The following is a 15,904-nucleotide window of genomic DNA, read 5'->3' on the forward strand; positions in this document are numbered from 1 at the left end:
CCGCGGAACCCTCACGCTCCGTGCCATACGGTCGTGATGTTGCAGAACTCCCGGATTCCGTGCCCGGACAGCTCACGCCCGTACCCGGACCGCTTCACCCCGCCGAACGGAAACGCCGGGTGGGACGCCGTCATCCCGTTGAAGAACACCCCGCCCGCCTCCAGGTCCCGTACGAAGCGGTCGACCTCGGCGCCGTCGCGCGTCCAGACGTTGGAACTCAGCCCGAACGACGAGTCGTTGGCGATGAGCACCGCCTCGTCCAGGTCGCCCGCGCGATACAGCGTGGCGACCGGCCCGAACGCCTCCTCACGGTGGATCCGCATCTCGCGCGTGATGCCGGCGAGAACAGTCGGCGGGTAGTACCAACCGGGCAGCTCGGGCCGTCGGAGCCGATGGCCGCCGCACAACACCGCCGCCCCGCTGCGCACCGCGTCGTCCACCAGTTCCTCGAGATCGGCCCGCCCTTGCTCACTTGCCAGCGGCCCGACCTCGGTCTCCTCCTCCAGCGGGTCGCCGACCTTCAACGCCCGCATTCCCGCGACGAACCGCTCGGCGAACGCGTCGTACACATCCGTGTGCACGATGAACCGCTTTGCGGCGATGCAGGACTGACCGTTGTTCTGCACCCGTGCGGTTACCGCGACTTGGGCGGCACGGTCGACGTCGGCGGAGGGCATGACGACGTACGGATCGCTGCCGCCCAGCTCCAGCACCGTCTTCTTCACCATGTCCCCGGCGACGGACGCGACCGCGCGGCCCGCGGGCTCGCTGCCGGTGAGGGTGGCCGCCCGGACGCGCTCGTCGCGCAGGATGTCCTCGACGGCGCCGGAGCCGATGAGCAGGGTCTGGAAGCAGCCCTCGGGGAAGCCCGCGCGGTGGAACAGGTCCTCCAGATAGAGGGCGGTCTGCGGGACGTTCGAGGCGTGCTTGAGCAGGCCGACGTTGCCCGCCATCAGCGCGGGCGCGGCGAAGCGGATCACCTGCCAGAGCGGGAAGTTCCACGGCATCACCGCGAGCACCGGGCCCAGCGGCCGGTAGCGGACCAGTACGCGGGAGGCGCCGGAGTCCTTCACATCGGAGCCGGCGGGCTCCTCGTCGGCGAGGAGTTCCGCGGCGTGGTCGGCGTACCAGCGCATCGCCTTGGCGCACTTCGCGGCCTCCGCGCGGGCCTGCTTGACCGGCTTGCCCATCTCGGTCGTCATGACACGGCCGATGTCCTGCTGGTCCTCCTCCAGGAGATCGGCGGCCCGGCGCAGCAGCAGGGCGCGCTCGGCGAAGCCGGTCACCCGATAGGTACGGAACGTGGCTTCGGCGAGCTGGAGCCTGCGCTCGAGCTCTTCCGCGCCCATGGCCTCGTACGTCTTGAGCGTCTCGCCGTTCGCCGGATTCACCGTCGCGATGGGCATGGCTGACCTCCTGAGGGCGGCTTTGGTTCGACCTTCCCGCGCGGCGCCGGGGACCGCAACGCGTGGGCCACTGTTCAGCCCGAGTGCTCCGCCAGCCGGTCGAGAAACGCGGCCTGCGCTGTGACGATCACGGCGCGGGCGCGGTCGAGCGCGAACCACTCCACCCGGTCCAGCTCGGGGAACTCCTGCGTCTGCCCCGACCTCGGCGGCCACTCCATGCGAAACGTGCCGGGGACGATCGCCTGCGGGTCGAGGTCGGCCTCGATCGCCCAGACCGTGACGATCTTGCGGTTGGTCTGCGTCACCTCGCCGAGTCCGATCGCCTCGCCGTCCGGCGGCGGCAGCCCCAGCTCCTCCTGGAACTCGCGGCGGGCGGCGTCCCAGGCGGTCTCGTCGGGCTCGTACTCGCCCTTGGGGACCGTCCACGCCCCGGCGTCACGCCGCGCGAAGAACGGGCCGCCCATATGCCCGAGCAACACCTCCAGGCCCCGGTCCGAGTGCCGGAACAACAGCAGGCCGGCGCTCCGCTTCCCGGTCACGGCGCGACCTCCGGGTGGGCCGCGAGCAGCGTCTCGACCGTGTCGGCGTCCTCCGGTCGCTTGTCCTCCCGGTAGCGGACCACACGGGCGAAGCGGAGGGTGACGCCGGCCGGATAGCGGGTGGACCTCTGGAGGCCGTCGTAGGCGATCTCGACGACGAGCTCCGGGCGTACGGTGACGACCCAGCCGTCGTCCTCCACGGCCAGCTCCGTCAGACGCTCGGTCTGCCAGGTGAGCATCGCGTCGGTCATGCCCTTGAAGGTCTTGCCGAGCATGGCGAAGGAGCCGTCGGGGTTGCGTGCGCCCAGGTGGAGATTGGAGAGCTTGCCGGTGCGGCGGCCGTGGCCCCGCTCGACGGCCAGGACCACGAGGTCGAGTGTGTGCACCGGCTTCACCTTCAGCCAGGACGCGCCCCGGCGGCCCGCGCTGTACGGGGCGTCGAGGGCCTTGGCGACGACGCCCTCGTGACCGCGCTTCAGGGTCTCGGCGAGGAAGGCCTGAGCCGCGTCGATGTCCTCGGGCCCTTTGATGAGTGTCCGGCGCACCCGCATCGGCTCGGGCACCAGCCGGGCCAGTTCCGCGTGCCGCTCGGCGAACGGCAGGTCGAGCAGGTCGCGGTCGTCGACGGACAGTGCGTCGAAGAAGACGGGGGAGACGGGGACCGCCTCGGCGGCCGTCGCCACGTCCACGCGGGAGCCGACGCGCCCGGCGGTCTCCTGGAACGAACGCGGTCGTCCGTCCGCGCCGAAGGAGATCACCTCGCCGTCCAGGATGAAGCGGTCGCCGTTCAACTCCAGTGCTGCCGCGGTCAGTTCGGGCAGGCGGTCGGTGATGTCGTCGAGGGTGCGGGTGTAGATCCGTACGGTGTCCCCGTCCCGGTGCACCTGGACGCGGATGCCGTCCAGTTTCTCCTCGACCACGCATGCGCCGAGTTTCTCGACCGCCTCGGCCACCGAGGACGCGCTGTGCGCCAGCATCGGCAGGACCGGGCGGCCGACGGTGAGCCGGAAGCGGTTCAGCGACTCCGGACCGTCCGCGAGCAGCGCCTGGGCGACGGTCTGGAGCGATCCGGCGAGCATCACCGCCCGCCGTACGTCGGCGGGAGGCGCCCCGGTCGCCACCGCGAGGCCCTCGACCGCCACGGCGTCCAGCGCGCCCTGCCGCACCTCACCGGTGATCAGCCCGAACAGGAACCGCTGCTCGTCCTCGGTGGCCGCGCCCATCAACTCGCCCACCAGCCGGGCCCGTTCCGCCTGCGAACCGGGGCCGGACACCTTGCCGAGATCGGTGAGCCGGGCGTCGGTCTCGCGCACGGTCAGGCTCGGCTCGGCGGCCGGGTCGACCGGGCGGCTCAGCACCTTCCAGCCGACGCCGAGCCGCCCCTGCGGCAGCCGGCCCGCGAGATACGGGATGACGATCGGCACGTCGTCCGCCTCCGCGTCCCGGAACAGCTCCGCGAGCAGAGCGATCTTCCGGGACCGCGCCGAGGTGGCGGCGACCTCCCGGGACACTTGGGCCAGCCGGGTCAGCAGCATGAAGCCCATGGTGCAACGGGCTCCGCCGGTATACACCCCGACAAACGGGTTGTCGTTCGTCTGCGGGTTTGTTGTGGCTGGTCGCGCAGTTCCCCGCGCCCCTAGGGCGTGTCGTCAAGGTCCGTCATCAGCAGTTCCCCGTTGATCGTGGCCCCCGCCCGGTATCCGCCCGCCGCGGCGTTGATGACCTGCTCCGAGAAGCCCATCGCGTTGCCGGCCGCCCAGACTCCCGGTACGGAGGTGAGTCCTGTCGCGTCGACCACCGGGTACGAGCCGAACGGGGTCTCCTGAAGCTCGGCGCCGAGCTTCTCCAGCAGCCCGGTCTGCGGCACCGCGCGCGGCGCGACGAACAGCGCCTGACGGTCGTGTGTTGAACCGTCCGCAAGCCGTACGCCCGTCAGTCGGTCGTCCTCGATCACCAGACCCGCGACCTCGCCCGGGACGACGTGCACGCCCGCCGCGGCCAGCCTGCGCAGGTCGTCGTCCGACAGATCGGCCTCGGCGACCTCGTGCAGGAACAAGGTCACGTCCTTGGACCACTGGGAGACCATCAGTGCCTGGTGCACGCTCATCGGGCTGGTCGCGAGCACGCCGAAGGCCTGGTCGCGCACCTCCCAGCCATGGCAGTACGGGCAGTGGATCACATCGCGTCCGAACCGCTCGGCGACGCCGGGGACGTCCGGCAGCTCGTCCTTGAGGCCGGTGGTGACGACGAGCCGCCGCGCGCGCACCGTCCGTCCGCTCGCCAGCTCGACCGCGAAGTCCTCGCCCCCGGTGACGTCGACGGCGGTGTCCCGGACGAGCTCCAAGCCGTACCGCGCGATCTCCGCGCGTCCGATCGCGAGGAACTCGGCCGGGGACATGCCGTCCCGCGACAGATAGCCCTGCATGTGCGCGGCGGGCGCGTTGCGTGGCTCGCCCGCGTCGACCACCAGCGTGCGGCGCCGGGCCCGGCCCAGCACGAGAGCCGCGGACAGCCCCGCCGCGCCGCCGCCGATGACGACCACTTCGTACGTGTCACGGTGTGTCTCGGTCATGGTGACCACCTCCCACGGGAACGGTCGCCGACCACTGCCGCATTGACAAACAGATTTGCCGAAACTGCAATGGTCCTCATGAGTGACGACGACATGGACGAGGTGCTCGCGGAGGTCGGTCCGCGGCTGCGGCGGATCCGTAAGGAGCGCGGCGCCACGCTGGCCGGGCTCTCCGAGGCGACCGGCATCTCGGTGAGCACGCTCTCCCGGCTGGAGTCAGGGCTGCGCAAGCCCAGCCTGGAGCTGTTGCTGCCGATCGCGCGGGCGCACGAGGTGGCGCTGGACGAACTGGTGGGCGCGCCCGCGGTGCGCGACCCCCGGGTGCGGGCCGAGCCGATCCAGCGGCACGGACGCACGTACTGGCCGCTGACCCGCCAGCCCGGCGGCCTCCAGGCCTTCAAGGTGCTGGTGCCGCAGGAGGAGGCCGAGCCGGTGGAGCCGCGGACCCATGAGGGCTACGAGTGGCTGTACGTGATGTCGGGGCGGCTGAGGATGATCCTGGGCGATCACGACATCGTGCTGAACGCGGGGGAGGCCGCCGAGTTCGACACGCGGGTGCCGCACTGGTTCGGGTCGACGGGGGAGGGGCCGGTGGAGTTCCTCAGTCTGTTCGGGCCGCAGGGCGAGCGGATGCATGTGCGGGCACGTCCGAAGCGGGCGTGACGCGCGTAACGGTTCCCTCAGGGGCAAGCGACCGCTTAGTATGCGAAGGACCTGGTCGGACGACGCAGTCCCTGGAGGCCCCGCATGCAGGCATGGCAAGTACACGAGATCGGTGAGCCGAGCGAGGTGATGCGGCTCCAGGACGTGGAGCGGCCCACGCCCGGCGACGGCCAGGTCCTGCTGAAGGTGCGTGCCGCCAACATCAACTTCCCGGACGTGCTGATGTGCCGCGGGCAGTACCAGGTCCGGCCTCCGCTGCCCTTCACGCCGGGCGTGGAGATCTGCGGTGAGACCGAGGACGGGCGCCGGGTGCTCGCCAATCCCGCGCTGCCGTACGGCGGTTTCGCCGAGTACGCGGTCGCGGACGCCGCCGCTGTCCCCCCCGCACCCGATTCCCTGGACGACGCCGAGGCGGCCGCGCTGCACATCGGCTACCAGACGGGCTGGTTCGGTCTGCACCGGCGGGCACATCTGGAGGCCGGCGAGACGCTGCTCGTCCACGCTGCCGCCGGAGGGGTCGGCAGCGCGGCCGTGCAGCTCGGGAAGGCGGCCGGCGCCACGGTCATCGGGGTCGTGGGAGGTGCCGAAAAGGCCGCCGTCGCCCGGGAGTTGGGCTGCGATGTCGTCATCGACCGGCGTGCCGAGGACGTCGTGGCGGCGGTGAAGGAGGCGACCGGCGGCCGGGGTGCCGACGTGATCTACGACCCCGTGGGCGGCGAGGCGTACACCCAGTCCGCCAAGACCGTCGCCTTCGAGGGCCGGATCGTCGTCGTCGGCTTCGCGAGCGGTTCGATTCCCAGCCCGGCGCTCAACCACGCCCTGGTGAAGAACTACTCGATCCTCGGCCTGCACTGGGGCCTGTACAACACGAAGAACCCCAAGCTGGTCCAGCACTGCCACGAGCAGCTCACCGAGCTGGCCGCCCGGGGCGCCATCAAGCCGCTGGTGAGCGAGCGGGTGCCGCTGGAGGGTGCTGCGGCCGCTGTGCAGCGGGTCGGCGACGGTGTGACCACCGGCCGCGTCGCCGTCGTCCCGTCACTGGAGAACGGAACCGCCGTATGACCGACGCAGCCGAACTCAAGCGCCGTACAGCCGAGTTGCTGGCGGAGCACCCGATCGCCACGACTGATCGGGTCGACTTCCTCAAGGCCCGCTTCGACGCCGGACTCGCCTGGGTGCACTACCCGGAGGGCCTCGGCGGACTGGGCGCCCCGCGTGCCCTCCAGGCCGTCGTGGACGCCGAGTTGGAGGCGGCGGGCGCCCCCGACAACGACCCTCGGCGTATCGGCATCGGCCTCGGGATGGCCGCGCCGACCATCCTCGGCTACGGCACGGAGGAGCAGAAGCAGCGCTTCCTGAAGCCCCTGTGGGTGGGCGAAGAGGTCTGGTGCCAGCTGTTCAGCGAACCGGGCGCCGGATCGGACCTGGCCGCGCTCGGCACGCGAGCCGTGAAGGAAGGCGATGAGTGGATCGTCAACGGGCAGAAGGTGTGGACGTCCAGCGCGCATCTCGCCCGCTGGGCCATCCTCATCGCCCGCACCGACCCGGACCTGCCCAAGCACCAGGGCATCACGTACTTCATCTGCGACCTGACCGACCCGGGTGTCGAGGTCAGGCCGCTGCGCCAGATCACCGGCGAGGCCGAGTTCAACGAGGTGTTCCTCACCGACGTCCGCATCCCGGACGCGCACCGCCTCGGCGGAGTCGGCGACGGCTGGAAGGTCGCGCAGACGACGCTCATGAACGAGCGCGTCTCCATCGGCGGCATGCGCATCCCGCGCGAGGGCGGCATGATCGGCCCCGTCGCGCAGACCTGGCGCGAGCGCCCCGAACTGCGCACCCACGACCTCCACCAGCGCCTGCTGAAGCTCTGGGTCGAGGCCGAGGTCGCCCGCCTCACCGGCGAACGCCTGCGCCAGCAACTCGTCGCGGGCCAGCCCGGCTACGAGGGTTCCGGCATGAAGCTGTCCTTCGCCCGCCTCAACCAGGAGATCAGCGGCCTGGAGGTCGAACTCCTCGGCGAAGAGGGCCTGTTGTACGAGGACTGGACCCTGCGCCGCCCGGAACTGGTCGACTTCACCGGCCGCGACGCCGGCTACCGCTACCTCCGCTCCAAGGGCAACAGCATCGAGGGCGGGACCAGCGAGGTCCTGCTGAACATCGTCGCCGAGCGCGTCCTGGGCCTGCCCGCCGAGCCGCGTACCGACAAGGACGTCGCGTGGAAGGACCTGGCCCGATGAGCGATCTGCTGTACTCGGAGGAGGAAGAGGCGCTGCGCGCCGCCGTCCGTGACCTGCTCACCGATCACTGCGACGCGGCGGGCGTGATCGCCCGCACCGAGTCCGACGCCCCGCACGACCTGTCCCTGTGGAAGTCCCTCGCCGACGCCATGGGCCTCGCCGGGCTCCTGGTGCCCGAGGCGCAGGGCGGCCAGGGCGCCTCGCACCGCGAAGTCGCCGTCGTCCTGGAGGAGTTGGGGCGGGCGGTCGCACCCGTCCCGTATCTCACGAGCGCCGTGGTCGCCACGGAGGCCCTGCTGGCCTGCGAGGTCGACGACCTGCTCGCCGAGCTGGCGTCCGGACGGAGGATCGGCGCTCTCGCCGTCGCCCTGAACGTGGCTCCGGACGGCGCCTTCAAGGTCGTACGACATGAAGACGGCACCCTGCACGGCGAGTTGACCGGCATCGCGGACGCGTCGGCCGCCGACGTGCTGCTCGTGCCGGCGGACGACGGTGGGCTGTACGCCGTCGACGCCGCTGCCGTGACGGTCGTACCGCAGGTGTCGCTGGACCTGACGCGGCCGGTGGCGCGGGTGGTGCTGGAAGGCGCTGCGGCGCGTCGGCTGGGCGACGCCGAACCCGCCGTACGACGGGCTCTGCGGGCCGGGGCCGGGCTGCTCGCGTCCGAGCAGTTCGGGCTCGCCGACTGGTCGTTGACCGAGACGGTCCGGTATCTCAAGGAGCGCAAGCAGTTCAACCGGCCCGTCGGCGGGTTCCAGGCGCTCAAGCACCGGCTCGCCCAGCTGTGGCTGGAGGTCGTCAACCTGCGCGCGGCCGCCCGGAACGCCGCGGACGCGCTCGCGACCGGCGAGGACGTCGATGTGGCGGTCGCCGTCGCACAGTCCTACGCGGCGCCCGTCGCCGTCCACGCCGCCGAGGAGGCGCTCCAGTTGCACGGCGGTCTCGGGATGACCTGGGAGCACCCGGTGCATCTGTATCTCAAGCGGGCCAAGGCGGACTCGATCGCTTACGGCAGCGCGGGCGGGCACCGTGCCGCGCTGGCCGAACTGGTCGACCTGCGCGCCCCCTGACGTACACCTGGGAGTAGTCCGCGAGAAGCCCGTCCCACCAGGGGCGGGCTTTTCGGTGTGCCTTCGGCCAATGAAGTGAACTCACGACGGCAGTCCGGCCAACTCCCCTTACCAACGGGTTTCTTGGGCCCCGCTCGAACGCATACTCGCTGAGGTTTCATTCCGGAACTCCTCGGGGAGAGAGCATGGCCCACACCACCCGTCGCAGAGCCCTCACCCTCGGCGCCGCCCTCACGGGCGCGCTCGTGGTGCCCGCCTCACAGGCGTTGGCGGGCGAGCAGAAGAAGCACTACCCGCGTCCCCTCTGGCGCGCCCACGCGCACAACGACTACGAGCACCCCCGTCCCCTCCTCGACGCCCTCGACCACCGCTTCGGCAGCGTCGAGGCGGACATCTGGCTCGTCGGCGACCAACTGCTCGTCGCGCACGACGAGGTCGACCTCGACCCGGCCCGCACCCTGGAGTCCCTCTACCTCGACACGCTCGCGTCCCGGGTGAAGGCCAACCACGGTTCCGTCTACCGGGGTTACCGCAGCTCGCTCCAGCTGCTCATCGACATCAAGACCGAGGGCTCGTCGACGTACCTCGAACTCGACCGGCACCTGCGGCGCTACAAGGGCCTGTTCACCACGTACGCGCACGGCCGGGTGTACCCCGGTCCGGTCACGGCCGTGATCTCCGGCGACCGCGCGGCCCGTGTGCCCATGGAAGCCCAGACCGTACGGCGGGCCTTCTACGACGGCCGGCTCGCCGACCTCGGCACCTCCGCGCCCGCCTCCTTCGTCTCGCTCATCAGCGACAACTGGACGCTCAACTTCACCTGGCTGGGCGTGGGGGACTTCCCCGCCGCCGAGCGGCAGAAGCTGCACACGATCGTCCGGGCGGCGCACGCGCGCGGACAGAAGGTCCGCTTCTGGGCCACCCCGGACATCGCGGGCCCCGCCCGGGACGCGCTGTGGACGGAACTGCTGGCCGCCGACGTCGACTACCTCAACACGGACGACCTGATCGGCCTGGAAGCCTTCCTGGACGCGCACCGCTAGGGCCTGTCCGGCGGATCAGGTCGCAGGGAATCGACGGTGACTGATCAGTGCCGGTGAGCGGGGCCTGGTGCGTCCAGCTGCAAGGCGGAGGAGGGAGTCGACGCGGAGCGATGGGGGTCCCCCCGCTCGAGCGCAGCCGAGAGTGGGGGAGACTGACGACAACGCGGCAGATGGGCGTGCCAGGCCCCGCGTCTGCGGCGTGATCTGCCGGACAGGCCCTAGGTCTAGACACCACACGTTCGGAGTACACGCCAGCCGCCCGGACGAACCCTCCGCTACGCCACACTCGTGGCCGAACGCCGCGAAGCGGACGTGGCGGAGGAGGTTATCGATGGCCGTGTCCATCTCTGTGGTGCTGCTGCTGTTGATCCTGGCGGTGATCTTCCTGCGCAACGGTGGGCTGAAGCCCACCCACGCGATCGTCTGCGCGCTGCTCGGGTTCTACCTGGCGAGCACGAGCATGGCGCCGACCATCAACAGCGGCCTCACGGCGACCGCGGACATCGTCAGCAGTCTGAGACCGTGAGGCCGCTGTGACCGTCAGGGGGCCGAGAAGACCCCGATGCCGTTCGGGACGGGGCGTTCCGCACCGCCCGCGGGGTGGTTCCGTACGGTGACGGCGGCCGCGCCCGGCGCACGGGCGACCAGCGTCGACGACCCGCCGCCGTCCAGGCTGAACGCGTCGACCGAGCCCAACCTCCCCATGATGTCGGCGACTTCGGCGATCGTCAGGCCGGTGCGGTACTCGACAGCGCCGTCCAGGGCGAGCAGAAACACCCGCCGTCCACCGTCCCCGATGCCCACGGCGCTGCGCACCGCCGCGGTCCTGGTGTCCAGCCCGGGCAACGGCTGTCCGTCCGCCAGGACCGGGTAGCCGCCCAGGGCGAAGCGGTACGGGATCCCGGACGCGGACGCCACCAGACGGTGCCGGACCGCCACGCGCTCGCCCGCGTAGAACTTCCGCAGCTGCTGGGCGCCGGCTTCCCGGCCGACCAGCACGGTGCTGCCCCGCGCGATGGGGCCGCTGCCCGGGCTGTCGGCGGTCGACACGACCCGGCCGTCGCGGACCGTCACCTCGAAGGTGTCGGTGCTGCACGGCGCGGCCCGGTCGGTGTCCGTGCCGCAGGTGGCCCGCACCCGGGAGACGCTGCCCCAGCCGGAGGTGAAGGCGCCGACGGAGCCCACCGGCAGGGCGTACTGGTTGAGCCCGCCGAGCGGCAGCCGCCCCTCGGGCGTGCGGACCGACCCGGCCAGCGAGAGGCTGTCCAGCCGGGCCCGCCGGTCGGCGCCGACACCGAACACGTCCTTCGTGCTCGTGCCGGGCGGCAGCGCAGGGCCGAAGCGCTGGCCGTCGGGCACCGCCGCCTTCAGGACGCCACCCCTGGCGATCGCCGGACCCACGCTCGCGCCGGTCGCCTCCACGCCCGGGTGCTGGGTCTCGGTGATGTTGAAGAAGTCGCCGTTGACGCCCCCTACCGCGCCCTGGGCGTCGGCCAGCCCGGAGACGGTCGCGCGTGCGGCCACCGCCCCCGGATACAGCAGGCCGAGCCGGACCCTCGGATTGCGCAGGTCGACGCTCAGCACATGCGCCCGCGTCACGCCCTTGGACGCCTGGATGTCGAACTGCTCGTAGGTGACACCCGGTGCGATGCGAGTGTCGCCCTGGACGGCGCCGGCCGGTGCCGCCCCCGTCAGGGCCGCACCGGCCAGCGCGCCGAATGCCGTGAGAAACGTCAGTAGCGCTCTTCCTGCTCCGAACCGTTTCTGACGATGCGTCACAAGTCCCCCCTGAGGTCTCGTCACATGTCGTGGAACTCAGGGGAATTGGACCAGACGGTGGTGACCGCCGGGGTGCCTATGCGCCGACGAGACGGGAACGGATCAGGAAACGCACCCCTTCGGGTGCCTCCAGCGAGAAGCCGCTGCCCCGGCCCTCGACGACGTCGACAATGAGCCGGGTGTGGCTCCACACGTCGTACTGACTCCGCGACATCCAGAAGCCCACCGGCTCCTCGACCCCGTCGACCGCCAGCTCCGCGAGCAGCACGTCCGAGCCGCCGGTACGGAACTCGCCCTCCTGGTAGCACATGGGCGCACTGCCGTCGCAGCAGCCGCCGGACTGATGGAACATCAGCGGACCGTGCGCCTGCCGCAGCCGACGCAGCAGGTCGGCGGCCGCGGGCGTGAGCTCGACACGCGGGGTCTCCTCATCCATGCGGACAGCGCAGCATGCGGGAGGTTGCGAGGGGGTTGCACACCTCGTGCGCTCAGTCGGCCGACGATCCGTCGTGGACGAGACGGCCGGCGAACCAGGTCTGCCGGACCCGGGTGGTGTGGATCTGCTCGACGGTGCGCGCCAGGAGGGGCCCACGGTCCTGGTCGCTCACTCCTATGGCGGCACGGTCATCTCCCAGACCGGGCTCGGCGCGAACGTCACCGGACTCGTCTACGTAGCCGCCCGTGCCCCGGAAGCCGGCGAGGACTTCGCCGCGCTCGCGGCGAGGTTCCCCACCCCTCCGGTCAACTCCGGGATCATCACCTCGGGCGGCTTCAAGTTCCTGGACCGGCAGGCGTGCCCGGCGCATGAACGCCACGACCATCGAGGTCGACTCGGGCCACCTGTCGCTCGTGACGCACCCGGAGACGATCGCCGGGCTCATTCTGCAAGCCACGGCAAGGAGTTGACACGCCGGGTACGCCGGGTGCGCTCGCGCTTCAGCGGGTCGGCCCCGCAGGCGCCGCGCTGGTCTGGCGTACCCGGAGTTCCATCGGAATGTAGCGGGGTTCGGTGTCACCGTCGGCGGCCATCAGCGTCTCCAGCTCCTGGGCTGCCTGCCGGCCCAGTTCGTCGCGGGCCAACGAGGCCGTGGTGAGCCGGCGCGAACTGGGCAGGTCGTCGACGGAGATGTCGTCGCAGCCGATCACCGACATGTCCTCGGGGACCCGCAGCCCCGACTCCTCCAACGCGGCCACCGCACCGAGCGCCACGAGGTCGTTGTAGGCGACCACAGCGGTGACACCGCTGTCCCGAACCGCGCCCACCGCGTCATAGCCGTGCCGCGCCGTATGGCCGCAGGGGACGATCGTGACGTCGACACCGAAGGCCGCCGCGGCCTCGAAGGCCCGGATCCGTTCCGCATTGGCCCAGGACGCCTCGGGGCCGCTGAGGTAGGCCACCCGGCGATGCCCGAGCTGGGTGAGGTGACCGCAGACGAGGGTCATCCCGCCGTAGAAGTCGACGGAGACCGAGGGGAGGCTCAGCCCGGGGACGACCCGGTTGACCAGCACCATGGGATGGCCACGCAGGGCCAGGTCGACGAGCGCGGTGCGGTCCATGCGGGGGGAGCACAGCAGTACGCCGTCACAGCAGCGCATCAGATCCGCGGCGAGCTCGGGCTCGCTCGCCGCGTCCTCGTCCGACTCCATGACCATCACCCTGCGCCCGTGTGAGCGGGCCACCGCGGAGACGGACTTCAGGACATCGGGAAAGTACGGGTTGGACAGGTCGGGCACGAGGACGCCGATCGCGCCGGCCTCGCCGCGAGCCAGGCCCTGGGCGGCGGCGTTGGGGCGATAGCCCAGTTCGGCGACCGCGCTCTGCACCCGGCGCACCAGTTCGGGGTCGACCCGGGCCGTGCCGTTGAGAACACGGGAGACGGTGGAGGTGGACACCCCTGCCGCCGTGCCGACATCGGTGATCGTGACACGCCGCTGGCGCGCCACCGATCTGGCGGCGGACCCGCTCGTCGTCTCCGGAACTTTCGAAGTAGTCAACCCAGCTCTCCAAGGCCCTTGGCTCAGCGCCAGCGTAGTTCGTCGTTCACCGTGCAGGCGGCGTGCTCCCCGGGGCGGGCAGCAGTCCGCGCAGGTACCCGAGGTCCCGGCGGACCGCCGCAAGCGGGTTCTCGGCCGGGTAGTGGACGTGCAGGGAGAGCGGGCCGGTGTAGCCGAGCACGGCGAGGCCCGGCAGGATCGTGGGCCAGGGGACGACACCGCCGTCGGCGAGCGGCTGCCATCGGCAGTTCCACGACCCTCGCGTCTCGCCGGGTTCCCACACCGCGTTCTTCACGCCCACGCAGCCGATACGGCCGAGACCGCCGAGGGTGTCGAGGGTCAGACGCCAGTCCTCGCTCCCTTCCTTGGCCTGATTGCCCGGGTCGGGATGGACGAGGACATCGTCGCGGCCGGCCAGGAGACGTGCCGCGTGTGCGGCCGAGGGGTGCAGCGTGCCGTGGTGCAGGGCGAGCACGAGCCGCACGCCGTTTCGGGCCGCCAGGTCGGCGAGGCCGGCGAGGTCGCGACGGGCCCGGTCCAGGTCAGAGGCGTAGTCGGCCGCCGCGTCGTAGCGATAGAACCCGACGCGCAGCAGAGCCACGCCCGCTTCGGCGCAGTGCCCGATGACGCGTTCGGCCTCCCTGTCCGCCGAGGTCAGATCAGTGCTGACGAGGCCGAGCCCAAGTCCGTTGCCGTCCAGGTCCCGTGCCGTCTCGGCCAGGCGCGACGGTGTGCTCGGTGTGACGGTCTGTCCGTCTCGGACCAGCAGATCGGCGCCGTCCGCGCCGGCCTCCGCCAGCTGGGCGGCAAGTTCCTTGGGCGACAGCGCACCGAACGGCTTGGTGAGGACGAGGACGCGCACGACGTGCTCCCTTCCGACGAGATCTGTGAAAGCGCTCCCTGAAACATACCCCGCATCTCTGTTCAAGGTCGATTGCGTGCACAACGTGCCAGTTCAGAGGCTCATGTGGCAGGCCCTGACCGGGGTTGCGAAAACTTTCCCCTGTGAAAACGCTTGCTCGGCCTTGAGGTGCGCCCTAACGTCATCCGCACTTCAGTCCCGAGCCGCCATCCCGACAGAGCAGGAGCCGACGTATGCGCACAGGACACAGAGTGGGAGCATCCCGGAGCGGCAGGCTGGTGCTTGCGTCGTTGTTGGTGGGGCCGCTGCTCGTGGCGTGCGGTGGGGGTTCCGGTTCCTCGGGCACCACCCTGAAGATCTGGGACTACTCGGCGGAGCAGACGGACTTCCACAAGCAGGTCGCCGAGGAGTTCCACCGACAGCACCCGGACATCACCGTGGAGTGGCAGTCGATCGCTCAGGAGGAGTACAAGCGGACGCTCCCGCTGGCGTTCCAGAGCGGCCAGGGCCCCGACATCTTCTACTGGAGCGAAAACGGCCCGCTGGCCATGTCGCAGTTGCTCGACCAGAAGTGGATCCAGCCCCTCGACGGAGGATCCGCGCTGCCCGCGAGCTTCACCAAGCGCTGGCCCGAAGGCTCGTTCGTCGACGGCGTCAACCAACTCGACGGCAAGACATACGCGTTCCCCTTGTCCGAGAGCACCTACTGGGGCCCCGGCTACATGTTCCTCAACAAGAGGGTCTTCGACGACGCGGGACTCGACACCGCGAAGCCGCCGGCGACCTGGTCCGAGCTGAAGGACACCTGCGCGCAGATCAAGGAGAAGACGAAGGCGTACTGCATCGCCTCGCCCACCAAGGACGTCGACTTCCAGCGCATCTTCTACGCCCTCGCCTCCGGCGAATACACCTTCAACGACCTGTTCTTCGACTACAGGAAGGGCACGTTCTCGCTGACCGAGCCGCAGGCGCAGAAGGTGTTCGCGTTCATCCAGGAGCTCAAGAAGGACGGCTACCTGGCGCCCGGGAACAACGACAAGAACTTCTCCCGGCAACAGTTCGCCGCGGGACAGGCCGGCATCATGATGGACGGCACCTGGCTGCCGTCGGTGCTCAAGTCCCTCGGCGTGGAGTCCTCCCAGTACTCGGTGGCCCCCCATCCCGTGCCGGACACCGGGTCCAAGGGGGCCCTGTGGAGCCGGCCCGACGGCAACAAGTACTGGGTGAGCGCCGGGTCCAAGCAGTCGAAGGCCGCATGGACCTTCCTGAACTGGATGACGCAGCCCGACGGTTACTTCGTCAAGGAGTACCTCAAGAGCGGCTTCGGGACGCTGGCGTTCGCTGACAACGCCCGCTACATCACCGACCCCGCGATCCGGCAGATCATGCAGATCGCCGACAAGCCCGACTACCGGGTCAAGCTGCCGCTCCCCATCACCAAGTGCCCGGACCTGGTGAAGTCCAAGGCGTACATCAAGGCCATCGGCCAGCGGCCCACCTGGGAGTACGAGGCGATGTCCGGCGCTCTGAACTCGGGCGACTCGCTGCGGCCGGAGGCCGAACGGATCGTCGCCCAGCGGCAGAAGACCCTGAAGTCCGAGCTCGAGAAGGAAGCTGCCCGAGGGCTGAAGGTCTCGCTCGACTGCTTCACGTTCCCCGACTGGTCGTACACCTCCGACTACCGGCCGGCCGAGTAGCCGTTCACGCCGGAAGCCGGATGTCAGCAAGGACCGCA

At 70.6% G+C, this 15,904-nt stretch carries 15 protein-coding genes and 1 pseudogene; 8 read left to right on the top strand and 8 right to left on the bottom strand.

What is annotated here, in order from left to right:
* Positions 1-11: 11 nt before the first annotated feature.
* From KCH87_RS12560 to KCH87_RS12575, 4 genes are all read right to left on the bottom strand, one after another.
* Entirely contained in the window at positions 12-1,406 is a 1,395-nt protein-coding gene (locus KCH87_RS12560) for an NADP-dependent succinic semialdehyde dehydrogenase (protein WP_210586092.1), read from the bottom strand.
* A 74-nt stretch (positions 1,407-1,480) separates the two neighbouring features.
* Positions 1,481-1,945 carry an NUDIX domain-containing protein gene (locus tag KCH87_RS12565; RefSeq protein ID WP_210586093.1) on the bottom strand — a complete coding sequence of 155 codons (465 nt, stop codon included), beginning with the start codon at positions 1,943-1,945 and terminating at the stop codon, positions 1,481-1,483.
* The gene (locus KCH87_RS12570) at positions 1,942-3,480 is read right to left on the bottom strand and encodes an ATP-dependent DNA ligase (protein WP_210586094.1); all 1,539 of its coding nucleotides are present in this window, start codon (positions 3,478-3,480) and stop codon (positions 1,942-1,944) included. The genes KCH87_RS12565 and KCH87_RS12570 overlap by 4 nt, the downstream gene beginning before the upstream one ends.
* A 101-nt stretch (positions 3,481-3,581) precedes the next feature.
* A complete protein-coding gene (locus KCH87_RS12575) occupies positions 3,582-4,517 on the bottom strand; it encodes an NAD(P)/FAD-dependent oxidoreductase (RefSeq protein ID WP_210586095.1) in 936 nt (311 codons plus the stop codon).
* 78 nt (positions 4,518-4,595) lie between these two features.
* On the opposite strand from KCH87_RS12575, the gene KCH87_RS12580 reads away from it, so the two are divergent.
* From KCH87_RS12580 to KCH87_RS12605, 6 genes are all read left to right on the top strand, one after another.
* Positions 4,596-5,180 carry a helix-turn-helix domain-containing protein gene (locus KCH87_RS12580; protein ID WP_210586096.1) on the top strand — a complete coding sequence of 195 codons (585 nt, stop codon included), beginning with the start codon at positions 4,596-4,598 and terminating at the stop codon, positions 5,178-5,180.
* An 84-nt stretch (positions 5,181-5,264) separates the two neighbouring features.
* The gene (locus KCH87_RS12585; protein ID WP_210586097.1) at positions 5,265-6,242 is read left to right on the top strand and encodes an NADPH:quinone oxidoreductase family protein; all 978 of its coding nucleotides are present in this window, start codon (positions 5,265-5,267) and stop codon (positions 6,240-6,242) included.
* Entirely contained in the window at positions 6,239-7,420 is a 1,182-nt protein-coding gene (locus tag KCH87_RS12590) for an acyl-CoA dehydrogenase family protein (RefSeq protein WP_210586098.1), read from the top strand. Before KCH87_RS12585 ends, KCH87_RS12590 begins: the two co-directional genes overlap by 4 nt.
* Positions 7,417-8,490, top strand: coding sequence for an acyl-CoA dehydrogenase family protein (locus KCH87_RS12595; protein ID WP_210586099.1), 1,074 nt, complete (start codon positions 7,417-7,419; stop codon positions 8,488-8,490). The genes KCH87_RS12590 and KCH87_RS12595 overlap by 4 nt, the downstream gene beginning before the upstream one ends.
* A gap of 185 nt (positions 8,491-8,675) precedes the next feature.
* The gene (locus KCH87_RS12600; protein ID WP_210586100.1) at positions 8,676-9,533 is read left to right on the top strand and encodes a phosphatidylinositol-specific phospholipase C/glycerophosphodiester phosphodiesterase family protein; all 858 of its coding nucleotides are present in this window, start codon (positions 8,676-8,678) and stop codon (positions 9,531-9,533) included.
* Positions 9,534-9,864: 331 nt separating this feature from the next.
* Positions 9,865-10,059, top strand: coding sequence for a hypothetical protein (locus KCH87_RS12605; protein WP_210586101.1), 195 nt, complete (start codon positions 9,865-9,867; stop codon positions 10,057-10,059).
* Positions 10,060-10,073: 14 nt separating this feature from the next.
* On the opposite strand, the gene KCH87_RS12610 is transcribed toward KCH87_RS12605, so the two are convergent.
* On the bottom strand, positions 10,074-11,312 hold the full coding sequence (locus KCH87_RS12610; RefSeq protein ID WP_210586102.1) for a phosphodiester glycosidase family protein: 1,239 nt from the start codon (positions 11,310-11,312) through the stop codon (positions 10,074-10,076).
* 76 nt (positions 11,313-11,388) lie between these two features.
* Positions 11,389-11,748: a DUF779 domain-containing protein gene (locus KCH87_RS12615; protein WP_210586103.1), complete on the bottom strand. Its 360-nt coding sequence runs from the start codon at positions 11,746-11,748 to the stop codon at positions 11,389-11,391.
* Between KCH87_RS12615 and KCH87_RS50730 the strand changes: the two are divergent.
* Positions 11,747-12,232, top strand: a pseudogene (locus KCH87_RS50730) (alpha/beta hydrolase); the annotation flags it as partial. The gene KCH87_RS12615 and the pseudogene KCH87_RS50730 overlap by 2 nt on opposite strands.
* A 16-nt stretch (positions 12,233-12,248) precedes the next feature.
* Here the strand turns inward: KCH87_RS50730 and KCH87_RS12625 are convergent.
* Positions 12,249-13,307, bottom strand: a complete 1,059-nt coding sequence (locus tag KCH87_RS12625; protein WP_210586105.1) for a LacI family DNA-binding transcriptional regulator — start codon at positions 13,305-13,307, stop codon at positions 12,249-12,251.
* Positions 13,308-13,353: 46 nt separating this feature from the next.
* Complete coding sequence (locus tag KCH87_RS12630) at positions 13,354-14,169, bottom strand: sugar phosphate isomerase/epimerase (protein ID WP_210586106.1); 816 nt, start codon at positions 14,167-14,169, stop codon at positions 13,354-13,356.
* 233 nt (positions 14,170-14,402) lie between these two features.
* Between KCH87_RS12630 and KCH87_RS12635 the strand changes: the two genes are divergently transcribed.
* The gene (locus tag KCH87_RS12635; RefSeq protein ID WP_210586107.1) at positions 14,403-15,866 is read left to right on the top strand and encodes an ABC transporter substrate-binding protein; all 1,464 of its coding nucleotides are present in this window, start codon (positions 14,403-14,405) and stop codon (positions 15,864-15,866) included.
* Positions 15,867-15,904 lie beyond the last annotated feature (38 nt).

It is taken from the genome of Streptomyces sp. GESEQ-35 (genome assembly GCF_017948485.1).
Taxonomy (GTDB): Bacteria; Actinomycetota; Actinomycetes; order Streptomycetales; family Streptomycetaceae; genus Streptomyces.

Bases quoted from the DNA above. Each gene is read 5' to 3' on its own strand.
- KCH87_RS12560 (WP_210586092.1), bottom strand. From the start codon at position 1,406: ATGCCCATCGCGACGGTGAATCCGGCGAACGGCGAGACGCTCAAGACG.
- KCH87_RS12570 (WP_210586094.1), bottom strand. From the start codon at position 3,480: ATGCTGCTGACCCGGCTGGCCCAAGTGTCCCGGGAGGTCGCCGCCACC.
- KCH87_RS12575 (WP_210586095.1), bottom strand. From the start codon at position 4,517: ATGACCGAGACACACCGTGACACGTACGAAGTGGTCGTCATCGGCGGC.
- KCH87_RS12580 (WP_210586096.1), top strand. From the start codon at position 4,596: ATGAGTGACGACGACATGGACGAGGTGCTCGCGGAGGTCGGTCCGCGG.
- KCH87_RS12585 (WP_210586097.1), top strand. From the start codon at position 5,265: ATGCAGGCATGGCAAGTACACGAGATCGGTGAGCCGAGCGAGGTGATG.
- KCH87_RS12590 (WP_210586098.1), top strand. From the start codon at position 6,239: ATGACCGACGCAGCCGAACTCAAGCGCCGTACAGCCGAGTTGCTGGCG.
- KCH87_RS12595 (WP_210586099.1), top strand. From the start codon at position 7,417: ATGAGCGATCTGCTGTACTCGGAGGAGGAAGAGGCGCTGCGCGCCGCC.
- KCH87_RS12600 (WP_210586100.1), top strand. From the start codon at position 8,676: ATGGCCCACACCACCCGTCGCAGAGCCCTCACCCTCGGCGCCGCCCTC.
- KCH87_RS12605 (WP_210586101.1), top strand. From the start codon at position 9,865: ATGGCCGTGTCCATCTCTGTGGTGCTGCTGCTGTTGATCCTGGCGGTG.
- KCH87_RS12615 (WP_210586103.1), bottom strand. From the start codon at position 11,748: ATGGATGAGGAGACCCCGCGTGTCGAGCTCACGCCCGCGGCCGCCGAC.
- KCH87_RS12635 (WP_210586107.1), top strand. From the start codon at position 14,403: ATGCGCACAGGACACAGAGTGGGAGCATCCCGGAGCGGCAGGCTGGTG.